This window comes from Arthrobacter sp. UNC362MFTsu5.1 (genome assembly GCF_000685965.1).
Lineage (GTDB): Bacteria > Actinomycetota > Actinomycetes > Actinomycetales > Micrococcaceae > Arthrobacter.
In genome coordinates, this window is record NZ_JMLE01000011.1 from 57,088 (window position 1) to 68,940 (window position 11,853).

Sequence of the window (11,853 nt, forward strand, 5' to 3'; positions counted from 1 at the left end):
CTGTTTCGTAGGGCCATGACCACCACAGCAGCTGATCACCAGCCCGTGTCCGGTGCCTCTTCCCCCGGCGGGAAAGCGCCCGAACCGACCGACGAAAACATCTGGCTTGAGGAGATCTACGGCGAGGAGCCGCTGGCCTGGGTCCGCGAACAGAACGCCCGCACCGAGGACCTGCTCGAAGACGCCGACTATGCCGCGCTCGAAAGCCGCATCCTGGAGGTGCTGGACTCCACGGACAAGATCGCCATGGTGGGCAAGCACGGCGACTGGTATTACAACTTCTGGCGGGACGGCCAGAACCCCAAGGGGCTGTGGCGCCGGACATCCTGGGAGAGCTACCGGAGCGGGGAGCCTGAATGGGATGTGCTGCTGGACGTCGACGCGCTGGCCGCCGCCGAAGGCGAAGAGTGGGTTTTCCACGGCGCCAATTTCCTCCGCCCTGCGCCCGGCGAACCGCACCGGCTGGCGCTGGTGGCCCTCTCCCCCGACGGCGGCGACGCCAACCGCTACCGCGAGTTCGACGTCGAGACCCGGACGTTCGTGGACCCGGCGTCGGGAGGCTTCGACCTGCCCACGGCGAAGGGCAACGCTTCCTGGCTGGACCGGGACACGCTGCTGGTGTCGACCACCGCAGAAGGCCTGCCCAGCACCACCTCGTCCTACGCGCGCACCGCCGTCCGGCTTGCCCGCGGCGGATCGCTCGCGGCAGCCGAACGGCTCTTTGAAATCCCCGAAGACCACATGATGGCGCTGGTGGCGCATGACTCCACGCCCGGGTTCGAGCGGACCTTCGCCATGGACTGGATCAGCTTCTTCAACAAGAGCACGTCGGTCCTGCGGGACGGATCCTGGGTGGTCATCGACGCCCCGACCGACGTGAACCTGAGCGTGCACCGGGAGTGGCTGCTGTTCCGCCCGCAGGGCGACTGGGACGTCGACGGAACCACGTACGCCGCCGGTTCGCTGCTCGCCGCCAGGTTCGAGGATTACCTTGCCGGGAGCCGCGAACTGGCGGTCCTGTTCACCCCGGACGCGCACACGTCGCTGCAGTCGTGGAGCTGGACCCGCAACTTCCTGCTGCTCAACCTCCTGCGGGATGTGTCCTCGGAGATCCGCGTCCTGGATCCGGAACGGCCCGGAACAGAGGCCGCATGGGCTTCGACGCTGCTGGACGCCTGCCCGCCGCTGCACGACGTCAACGCCTTCGCCGTTGACGACGAGGACGAGGCAGCGGGCATGGACGACGACGGGATGGACGACGACGGTACCGGCGGCAATGTGCCGGTGCCGGAAGGGGAAGCCCCCGGCGCGGGGAACGACTTCTGGCTCGTGGCCACCGGCTTCACCACGCCCAGCACGCTCACCCGGGGAACGCTGCGCCGCGGCAGCGTCGGGCAGGTGGTCAGCGAGCACGAGGTAATCCGCACCTCGCCGTCCTACTTTGACGACTCGGCCTACGAGGTCCAGCAGCACTTCGCCGTGTCCGACGACGGCACCCGGGTGCCGTACTTCCAGGTGGCGTCCAAGGACCTGGTGCTTGACGGCCAGAACCCCACGCAACTGTCCGGCTATGGCGGGTTCGAGGTTTCCCGGACGCCTGCCTACAGCGGCGCGATCGGCCGGGCCTGGCTGGAACGCCGGACCGACGCCGGCGGCGAACGCGGCGGCGCCGGTGAGGGCGCGGCCGGTGAAGGCGCGGCCGGTGAAGGTGAAGGCAGCGCCACGCACACCCGCGGCGGCGTCTACGTGGTGGCGAACATCCGCGGCGGCGGCGAATACGGACCCTCGTGGCACCGCGCCGCGCTGCAGGAAAAGCGCCACCGCGCGTTCGAGGACTTCGCTGCAGTGGCCAGGGACCTGATCTCCAGGGGAGTCACCTCCAAGGAGCGGCTGGGCTGTGTAGGCGGCTCCAACGGCGGGCTGCTGGTGGGCAACATGCTGACCCGGTACCCCGAACTGTTCGGCGCAGTATCCTGCGGTGTGCCGCTGCTGGACATGCGCCGTTACACCAAACTGTCCGCCGGCTACTCGTGGATCGCCGAATACGGGGACCCTGACGTGCCCGAGGACTGGGAGTTCATCCGGACGTTCTCGCCGTACCACCTCCTTCGCGACGGTGTGGATTACCCGGAGACGTTCATCTGGACCGCAACGTCCGATGACCGGGTGGGTCCCGTGCAGGCCCGCAAGATGGCGGCCCGTATGCAGGCCATGGGCATCCCCAACGTTTGGTTCCACGAGGCGCTGGAGGGCGGGCACGCCGGTGCCTCCGACAACCGGCAGGCGGCCGCGTTGCAGAGCCGCAGCCAGCATTTCCTCTGGCGTTCGCTGGCGGGCCGTTCCGACAACTAGCACCGTTTTGCACTGACTGCCCCGTTCTGCGTATCCTTGGTGGGCTAGGAATAGCAATTGGAGACGTGCCAGAGCGGCCGAATGGGCTTCACTGCTAATGAAGTGTGGGGCACAACTCCACCGGGGGTTCAAATCCCCCCGTCTCCGCGTTTGGCCCCGGTCCCTGGACCGGGGCCTTTTGCGTTTCTACGGCGGGTTGCGTGTCCGGATGCGCGCCGGCCGGGGTGGCAGGATGGGCCCATGGCGGAGAACAGCAATCACGACGTGGTCATTATCGGTGGCGGACACAACGGCCTGGCGGCTGCCGCCTATCTGGCCAAGGCCGGACAAGACGTCCTGCTGCTGGAGAAACTGGACCACGCCGGCGGAGCGGCCGTCTCCGCCCGGGCGTTCGACGGCGTCGACGCCCGCCTTTCGCGGTATTCGTACCTGGTGAGCCTGCTGCCGCAAGAAATCATTGACGACCTGGGACTGCGCATCAGGCTGGCGCGGCGCCGCTACTCGTCCTACACGCCGGACCCGGGCAGCCCCGGCCGCGGCCTCCTGATCGACAACGGGGATGCGGCGGCCACGGCGGCGTCCTTCGCATCAGTGGGTGCCCCGGCTGCCGAAGCCGCGGCCTTTGATCGCTTCTATGCGGAGTGCCGGAAGCTCACCGGGGCGCTGTGGCCCACCATGACGTCGCCCCTGCCCACCCGCTCCGAGGCCCGGCAACTCGCTGAAGCCGCCGGTGCCGATGATGTGTGGGAGTCGGTCATCGAGCGGCCCATCGGCGATGCCATCACCCGCGGCCTGCAAAGTGACCTGGTGCGCGGCGTGGTGCTGACGGATGCGCTGATCGGTACGTTTGCCAGGGCAGACAGCCCGGACCTGCAGCAGAACATCTGCTTCCTGTACCACCTCCTGGGCGGCGGGACCGGAGACTGGGATGTGCCCATAGGCGGCATGGGGACTGTCTCCAGCGAACTGGAGCGGGCCGCCCGCGAGGCCGGCGCCACCATCCTGACCGCCGCCGAGGTCACCCGCGTCCGGCCCGGCGGCACAGTTCATTACCGCCACGACGGCCAGGAACGCTCTGCCACCGCCGATTGGGTGCTCTCCAACGTGGCTCCCGTGGTGCTGGACCGGCTGCGCTCGCCAGAGCCGATGCCGGGCCCCGGTGCCGGTGCGGGTGCGGGTGCCGGTGCCGCCGCGGTTGCACCTGTGAACCCCAACCACCTCCGCGAGGGTTCACAAGTCAAGGTAAACCTCCTGCTGAAGCGCCTGCCTCAGCTGCTGGACCGCAGCATCGGCCCGGAGGCGGCCTTCGGCGGCACCTTCCACATCAACGAAACCTGGACCCAACTGGACGACGCCTACCGGGCCGCCGAACAGGGAACGATCCCGGACCCGCTGCCCTGCGAAATCTACTGCCATTCGTTGACCGATCCCAGCATCCTCTCCACGGAGCTGCAGGCCTCCGGCGCCCACACCCTGACGGTCTTCGGACTCCACGTGCCGGACAGGCTGGTCACTGCGGAGAACAACGAGGCGATGCGGACGGCGCTGCAGGCCGCCGTCGTAAATTCCCTCAACTCTGTGCTGGCGGAACCGATCGAGGATCTGCTGCTGACCGGCGCCGACGGAACGCCGTGCATCGAAACCAGGACCACGCTGGATATCCAGCGCGCCGTGGGCATGCCGCGCGGCAACATCTTCCACGGCGGACTCGACTGGCCGTTCATGGAGGACGACGCCCCGCGGGACACTCCCGCCCGGCGCTGGGGCGTGTCCACCGACGATCCCCGCATCCTGCTGTGCGGCTCCGGAGCCCGGCGCGGCGGGGCGGTGAGCGCCATCGGCGGCCACAATGCAGCCATGGCCGTGCTGGAATCCCTGGCGCTGGCGTCCGAGGGTTTGGCGTCCGAGGGTTTGACGTCCTAGGGATTCGCTGGCTTGGGTGCGCCTGAACGCCCGCGGCTGACGTCCGCTCCGGCCTGGCGGTGGAGGGCCAGGCTGTCCGCGGTGCTCAGCAGCATCAGCACCGCGATGGCCAGGAACGCGCCGCGGTACGGCGCAACGGGGTCCGCTCCGAAGGCGCCGGGGGCGGCGAAGAGCCGGAGGAACAAGGCTCCGACGGCGATGCCCGCACCGGCCGCCAGTTGGACCAGCGTGGCCGAAATGGCGTTGGCCGACGGCAACTGTCCGGGAACGATGTCGGCGTACTGGATGGAGGCGTAGGCCGAGAATCCGATGGAACGGAACGCGCCGCTGCAGACCAGCAGGGCGAAGATCAGCGGCTCCGGGGTCCCGGCGTCCAGCAGCGCGCACAGGCCAAAAGTGAGGGCCGAGGCAAGAGATGCGAAGACGAGGACGGGCTTGAAACCGAACCTGCGGATCAGCGGCGTGGTTGCGGGTTTGATGCCGATGTTGCCGATGAACACCGCCGCCACCATAACGCCGGCGTGCAGCGGATCCCAGCCGAAGCCGTCCTGGAACATCAGCGGCAGCAGGAACGGAACCGCGCTGATGGTCAGGCGGTAAATGAACCCGCCGGTGGACGTTGCGCGGAACGTCCGGGTGCCGAAAACATTCAGCTGGAACAGCGGATTGGTGGTGCGCCGCAACCACAGGACTGCCCCGGCGATAAACACCAGGCCCGCGGCCACGCTGATCGCCCCGAACGGTCCGGAGGGGTGCGCCGTGGCCAGTTCGAGCCCCACCACCAGGGCCCCGACACCGGCCGTCGTCAGCAGCAGCCCCACCCAGTCAAGGCGGCGGGACTGGTCCCCGGCTCCCTGCGGAACCAGGCGAAGGGCCGCAATAAACGCGGCAAGGCCCAGCGGGATGTTAATCAGGAAGATCCAGTGCCAGGACAGGAAGGTGGTTAGCGCCCCGCCCACCAGCGGCGCCAGGACCGGCGCCAGCAGCCCGGGCCACACAAGGTAGGCGGTGGCCCGGAGAAGGTCCTCCTTGGGTGTCCTGCGCAGCACCACGAGCGTGCCCACCGGCACCATCATGGCCCCGCCTGCACCCTGCAGGACACGGCTGACGGTGAGCATGGTGAGGTCCTGGCTCACCGCGCACAGGAACGAGGCGACGGTGAACACCGCAATGGCGGCACAGAAAACACGGCGGGCACCCACGCGCTCGGCCAGCCAGCCGCTGACCGGAATGCCCATGGCCACGGTCATCAGGTAGGCCGTCATGGTGATGTTGACGTCGGCCGGAGCCACGGCGAAGTCTGCCGCGATGCTGGGGATGGCCGTGGTCAGCACCGTGCCGTCCAGGAACTCCATGAAGAACGTGGCTGCAACCAGCAGGGCCAGCCGCGGCTGCCACTCCTGGCGGACAGCCGACGCGGCGCTGCTCTGGGATTCGCTCATGGCTCCTGGCCTGGACTCATTCGCCGATCCTATAGGCGTGCCAGGCACGGTGCCAGAATAAGTCCGCCCCTTACGCGGACCGCCGGAGGGGGCCTACCCGGCCTGTCCCAGCACGAGGGGAAGGACGGCACCGGCACCGGCGCGGCGCAGTGCCCGGCCTGCAACCGTGACCGTCCAGCGGCTGTCCGTAAGGTCATCCACCAACATGATGCTCTGACCCTGGATGCCGGCCATGGCGGCCTCCAGCTCCGGTCCCACAACCAGCCGGTCCCAGACTCCGGCCAGCCGGTAGGCGCTGTTGCCCCCGCGTCCGCCGGTGGGCCCGCCGTGTTCCAGCTGCAGCTGGCCCAGGTAGGGTATGCGGCCGATACCGGAAATTCCGCGCGCCAGCGAATCGACCAGGGCCGGCTTGCTGCGCGACGGAATGCTGACGATGGCTGCCGGGCGTCCGACGCCGCTCCAGCCGGGGCTGCGTCCGTTCCCGGCGCCCCATTCGCGGAGCACCTGCACGCAGGCCTGCAGCATGGCGGGGTCCACCTCGCGGTCCCCCGCGCCGGAGGCAAAGATCTCCCGCAGGGCGCCGCCCCAGCCGAGGTCGGTCAGGCGGGCCAGCACGCGGCCCTCGGCGAGGCTCTCCTCCGGTTTGATCTTGCCCTTGACGGTGACCCCGAGCCGGTCCATGCCGCTGGGCCACTGCAGCCGCGGTTCCAGTGCCATGCCGGCACGGCTGAGCGTCTGGCCGGCCGCTTCTGTGGCCGCGGACGCGATGTCGGACGGGAACCAGCGTCCGGCGCAGTTGTCACAGCGGCCGCACGCACGGGCTGTTTCATCGTCCAGGACGGAGGTGATGTATTCCATCCGGCAGCCGGCGGTGTCCTGGTAGATCACCATGGAGTCCTGCTCGTCCACACGGGCCTCGGCGATGCGGGTGTACCGGTCGGCGTCGTAGCTCCAGGGCTGGCCGGTGGAACGCCAGCCGCCGCCCACCCGCTCCACGGCCCCGTCCACGGACAGGACCTTGAGCAGCAGTTCCAGCGGTGTGCGCCGCAGGTCCACGCGCGCTTCGAGGGCCACTGTGGACACAGCCGAACCGGCCTCGGCCAGCGCGGTCAGGACGGCCGCGGCCTTTTCCTCCGACGGCATGGATGCGGTGGCGAAGTACTGCCAGATGTCACGGTCCTCGGAGCCGGGCAGCAGCAGGACGTCGGCGTTGGCCGCGCCACGCCCCGCGCGGCCTACCTGCTGGTAGTAGGCCACCGGAGACGACGGGGCGCCAAGGTGCACCACGAAGCCCAGGTCCGGTTTGTCGAATCCCATGCCCAGGGCCGACGTGGCCACCAGCGCCTTGACCTGGTTGTCCTTGAGGAGCTGTTCCGCCCGTTCGCGGTCCGCGGGATCGGTGCGGCCGGTGTAGGCGAGGACCTCATGGCCGGCTTCGGCGAGCAGCCGGGCGGTGTCCTCCGCCGCGGAGACCGTCAGGGTATAAATGATGCCGCTGCCGGGCAGGTCCGCCAGATGGGTCAGCAGCCAGCCCAGCCGGTCGCGGGAATCCGCCAGCTGCAGCACGCCGAGCCGGAGCGATTCACGGCCCAGGGCGCCGCGGATGGTCAGCACGCCGTCGCCCAGCTGCTCTTCGATGTCATGGACCACCCGGGAGTTGGCGGTGGCTGTGGTGGCCAGCACGGGGACGGTGTCCGGCAACTGCGTGATGAGGTCCGCGATGCGCCGGTAGTCGGGACGGAAGTCATGGCCCCAGTCGGAGATGCAGTGTGCTTCGTCAATCACCAGGAGCCCGGTGCGGCGGATCAGTTCGGGCAGCTGGTTCTCCCGGAACGACGGGTTGGTGAGCCGCTCCGGGGATACGAGCAGCACGTCCACTTGGTCCGCGGCCAGCTGCTCGCGGACGGTATCCCATTCGAGCTGGTTGGCGGAGTTGATGGCAACTGCACGGACTCCTGCCCGGGCAGCTGCCGCCACCTGGTCCCGCATCAGGGCCAGCAGCGGCGAAACGATCAGCGTGGGACCGGCCCCGCGGCGCCGGAGCAGCAGCGATGCCACAAAATAGACGGCCGATTTTCCCCAGCCGGTGCGCTGCACCACAAGGGCGCGGCGCCCGCCGTCAACCAGTGCTTCAATCGCCTCGAACTGGCCGTCATGGAAGCTGGCCTCGGGATGTCCTACGAGGCCGCGAAGAACTTCCAGGGCCTGGGCATGGGTCCCCTGTCCACCCGCGGGGAGATCGACGGAAGCGGAAAGGACAGCAGCATTCTGGTTATTGGCCATTGATTCAGTATCCCAGCCCCCTCCGACAGCCGCGAAGCCGGGTACCGGGCCATGTGGACGGCGCGCCCGCGTAATGCAACTACTCCTCCACAGCCATTTTGCGCTTCACCGTAAGATGGAACGCGTGACTAGCGACCAGACAAAGACTTTTGACCTTTCGGCATCGTTCAAGGCCTACGACGTGCGCGGCATTGTGGGCGAGTCAATCACCGCCGAAATCGTCGAAGCCGTAGGCGCCGCATTCGTGGATGTCCTGAAGCTCGAGGGCCAGACGGTCCTGGTGGGCGGCGACATGCGCCCCTCCTCCCCCGAGTTCAGCAAGGCATTCGCCAACGGTGCGGCCACCCGCGGAGCCAACGTCCAGCTGCTGGACCTCATCTCCACCGACGAGCTCTACTACGCCTGCGGTGCGCTCAATGCCGCAGGGGCAACGTTCACCGCCAGCCACAACCCCGCCGAATACAACGGCATCAAGATGTCCAAGGCCGGCGCCCAGCCCATTTCGTCGGAATCCGGCCTGAAGGAAATCCAGGCCCGCGCGGAGGACTACCTCCACGCCGGCTCCATCCCGGCCGCAGGCAAGCGCGGCCTCATCGGGGTTCACGATGTCCTGAAGGATTACTCCGAATACCTCCGCAAGCTGGTGGACCTCAAGGGATCCCGCCCGCTGAAGGTGGTAGTCGACGCCGGTAACGGCATGGCCGGCCTGACCACCCCGGCGGTCCTCGGCGACGCCCTGCTGCCCAAGCTGCCGTTCGACATCATTCCCCTCTACTTCGAGCTGGACGGGTCCTTCCCGAACCACCCGGCCAACCCGCTCGAGCCGGAAAACCTGCTGGACCTGCAGGCCGCCGTCGTCGAACACGGTGCGGACATCGGGCTGGCCTTCGACGGCGACGCCGACCGCTGCTTCGTCATCGACGAGAAGGGCAACCCCGTGTCGCCGTCGGCCATCACCGGCATGGTGGCCCGCCGCGAGATCGCCCGCGCCAAGGCCCAGGGCGAGGAAACGCCCACCATCATCCACAACCTGCTGACCTCCAAGGCGGTGCCGGAACTCGTGGCGCACGACGGCGGCCGCGCCGTCCGCACTCGCGTGGGCCACTCGTTCATCAAGGCAGTCATGGCAGAGGAAGGCGCCGTCTTCGGCGGCGAGCACTCCGCGCACTTCTACTTCCGCGATTTCTGGAACGCGGACACCGGCATGCTCGCCGCGATGCACGTCCTGGCCGCCCTCGGTGAGCAGGACCGCCCGCTGTCCGAACTCGGCCACGAGTACGAGCCCTACATTTCCTCCGGCGAAATCAACTCCGAAATCGAGGACAAAGCCGGCGCCGTCGAGCGGGTCCGCGCCGATTTTGCCGGCGAAGACGTCGACGTCGACATGCTGGACGGCAGCACCTTCACGGCCCGCGACGGCAGCTGGTGGTTCAACCTGCGCCCTTCCAACACCGAACCGTTCCTCCGCCTTAACGCCGAGGCCACGGACCGGCCCACCATGGAACGCATCCGCGACCGCGTGCTTGCCCTGGTCAACGGCTAGGCCGCCCGCATGACTGAACGTTCCGGAACGTCCTGGCGGGACTCGGTGCCAGAAGCTACGGCCACCGACCTGGAAAACCTGCTGGGCACCGGCGTCGGCGCTGCCCAGGAGCAGCTGGGGCGCAACGGCGGTTTCCTGCCGTTCGCCCTGGTGGTGGAGAACGACGGCGAGGTCCGCCTGGTCGCCGTCACTCCGGCTGACGCTGAGGACGGTGCCGAGGGCGACTTCGACGCCGATACGATGATCAGCGACCTCACGGAACTGCTCCGGCAGAACCGGGACGACTTCCGGGCCGCGGCGGTGGTCTGTGACATCACCCTGCTGGAAGAAGCCACGGACGCCATCCACGTGGCGGCCGAGCACCGTGACGGATCTGTTTTCGCCGCGGTGCTGCCCTACGAGCCCAACGCCGAGTCACACGAATGGGAGTTCGGACAGCTTGCAGCTGATTCCAGCGAACCCGCGATCTGGGTGGACTAGACCTCCAGTGGGTTGCTGACATGAAGATCAATGCGTTCGCGGACGTAAGCCTGCGCGCCATGATGGTGCTCTCGGCGGCCCCGCAGGGCACCTTGCTGACCACGCAGAGCATCGCCGATGCCGTAGGAACGCCCTACAACCATGTCAGCAAGGCCATGGCGAAGCTCCGCGAACTTGGCGTGATCGACGTCGAACGGGGACGTAACGGCGGGTCGCGGCTGAATGACGCCGGACGGCGGGCCACCGTCGGGCAGCTCCTGCGGCAGTTGAATACCCGGGCCGATCCGGCCGACTGCCATTCCGTGAATGGCGACTGCCCGCTGATCAACGAATGCAAGCTTCGCGGCGCCCTGGCACGGGCACGCGAGGCTTTCTACCGCGAACTCGACGACATCGTGGTGTCCGCCCTGCCCGGTACGCGCCAGATGGCGCCGGTTTTCCAGGCGATCGGGCTCCGCCCCGGGCTCTGATTCCCCGCCGATTTTGAATTCTTTTCTACGACGTGTAGAACTTAGGTATAAATACTCGTATTTCAAATACATGTATTGATCGCGGTCCGGACAAAGACCCGGGCCCTTACCTCAGGAGTACACATGCTCTCGGACAAATCCCGCCCTGTCATTGAGGCCACCCTGCCGCTGGTCGGATCCCGGATCGGCGACATCACCCCCAAGTTCTACGCACGGCTCTTCGGCGCGCACCCGGAACTGCTGGACGGACTGTTCAGCCGTTCCAACCAGCGGTCGGGCAACCAGCAGCAGGCCCTGGCCGGAAGCATCGCCGCTTTCGCCACGCACCTGGTGAACAACCCCGGAACCCTCCCGGAAACCGTGCTTTCCCGGATCGCCCACAAGCACGCCTCCCTGGGCATCACCGAACCCCAGTACCAGGTTGTATACGAGCACCTCTTCGCCGCCATCGCGGAGGACCTCGCCGAGGTAATCACCCCGGAAATCGCCGAGGCCTGGACCGAGGTCTACTGGCTCATGGCCGACGCCCTCATCAAGATCGAAAAGGGCCTCTACGCCATCCAGGCCAACGACAAGATGTGGACCCCGTGGCGCGTTGCCGCGAAGACGCCCGCCGGCACCGGCGCCATGACCTTCACCCTGGAACCGGCCGACGACACCCCGATCACGCCCGCCCTTCCCGGCCAGTACGTCAGCGTCAAGGTCCAGCTCCCGGACGGCCTGCGCCAGGTCCGCCAGTACTCCCTCTCCGACGACGCCGGCACCAGCCGCACCTTCACCACCAAGCTCGACGACGGCGGCGAGGTCTCCCCCGTGCTGCACAACGGCGTCGAGGTCGGCGACATCCTGGAGATCTCCAACCCCTACGGCGAGATCACGCTCAAGGAGGGCGACGGGCCCGTGGTCCTGGCTTCGGCCGGCATCGGCTGCACGCCCACGGCGTCCATCCTGCGGTCGCTGGCTGAGGCCGGTTCCGACCGCCGGGTGCTGGTGCTCCACGCGGAAAGCACGCTGGAAAGCTGGGCCCTGCGCGGGCAGATGACGGACGACGTCGAGCGCCTCGAGGGTGCCGACCTCCAGCTCTGGCTGGAAGAGCCGCAGGCGGGTGCGAACGCCGGCTTTATGTCGCTGCGCGAAGTGGACCTGCCCGCCAATGCCTCGCTGTACCTCTGCGGCCCCCTCCCGTTCATGAAGCACATCCGCAACGAGGCCATCAACGCCGGCATCCCCGCGACGAAGATCCACTACGAAGTCTTCGGCCCGGACATCTGGCTCGCTTCCTAGAGTCAGAGGCGGGAACGACGGCGGCGCCGCACCTTTTCGGAAAAGGTGCGGCGCCGCCGTCGTTGTCTCTGTTTGT

At 67.9% G+C, this 11,853-nt stretch carries 8 protein-coding genes and 1 tRNA gene; 7 read left to right on the forward strand and 2 right to left on the reverse strand.

Going from position 1 to position 11,853, the window contains the following annotated elements:
• Nucleotides 1-15 precede the first annotated feature (15 nt).
• The 3 genes from BS38_RS0112160 to BS38_RS25020 all read left to right on the forward strand — a co-directional run bounded on the left by BS38_RS0112160 (nt 16) and on the right by BS38_RS25020 (nt 4,275).
• On the forward strand, nt 16-2,352 hold the full coding sequence (locus BS38_RS0112160) for a prolyl oligopeptidase family serine peptidase (RefSeq protein ID WP_028271055.1): 2,337 nt from the start codon (nt 16-18) through the stop codon (nt 2,350-2,352).
• Nucleotides 2,353-2,411: 59 nt separating this feature from the next.
• Nucleotides 2,412-2,499, forward strand: a tRNA-Ser gene (locus BS38_RS0112165).
• A gap of 93 nt (nt 2,500-2,592) precedes the next feature.
• Complete coding sequence (locus tag BS38_RS25020; RefSeq protein WP_051628874.1) at nt 2,593-4,275, forward strand: phytoene desaturase family protein; 1,683 nt, start codon at nt 2,593-2,595, stop codon at nt 4,273-4,275.
• Here the strand turns inward: BS38_RS25020 and BS38_RS0112175 are convergent.
• Nucleotides 4,272-5,717, reverse strand: a complete 1,446-nt coding sequence (locus tag BS38_RS0112175) for an MFS transporter (protein WP_028271056.1) — start codon at nt 5,715-5,717, stop codon at nt 4,272-4,274. The genes BS38_RS25020 and BS38_RS0112175 overlap by 4 nt on opposite strands.
• A 93-nt stretch (nt 5,718-5,810) precedes the next feature.
• On the reverse strand, nt 5,811-8,000 hold the full coding sequence (locus tag BS38_RS0112180) for a RecQ family ATP-dependent DNA helicase (RefSeq protein WP_028271057.1): 2,190 nt from the start codon (nt 7,998-8,000) through the stop codon (nt 5,811-5,813).
• Nucleotides 8,001-8,124: 124 nt separating this feature from the next.
• Here BS38_RS0112180 and BS38_RS0112185 point away from each other — a divergent pair, with 124 nt between their 5' ends.
• The 4 genes from BS38_RS0112185 to BS38_RS0112200 all read left to right on the forward strand — a co-directional run bounded on the left by BS38_RS0112185 (nt 8,125) and on the right by BS38_RS0112200 (nt 11,777).
• Nucleotides 8,125-9,543 (forward strand): phosphomannomutase/phosphoglucomutase, encoded by a 1,419-nt coding sequence (locus tag BS38_RS0112185; protein WP_028271058.1) that lies wholly within the window; start codon nt 8,125-8,127, stop codon nt 9,541-9,543.
• A 9-nt stretch (nt 9,544-9,552) separates the two neighbouring features.
• Nucleotides 9,553-10,023, forward strand: a complete 471-nt coding sequence (locus BS38_RS0112190) for a hypothetical protein (protein ID WP_028271059.1) — start codon at nt 9,553-9,555, stop codon at nt 10,021-10,023.
• Nucleotides 10,024-10,043: 20 nt separating this feature from the next.
• Nucleotides 10,044-10,493: an RrF2 family transcriptional regulator gene (locus BS38_RS0112195; RefSeq protein ID WP_028271060.1), complete on the forward strand. Its 450-nt coding sequence runs from the start codon at nt 10,044-10,046 to the stop codon at nt 10,491-10,493.
• 123 nt (nt 10,494-10,616) lie between these two features.
• Nucleotides 10,617-11,777: a globin domain-containing protein gene (locus tag BS38_RS0112200; RefSeq protein WP_028271061.1), complete on the forward strand. Its 1,161-nt coding sequence runs from the start codon at nt 10,617-10,619 to the stop codon at nt 11,775-11,777.
• Nucleotides 11,778-11,853: the final 76 nt, after the last annotated feature.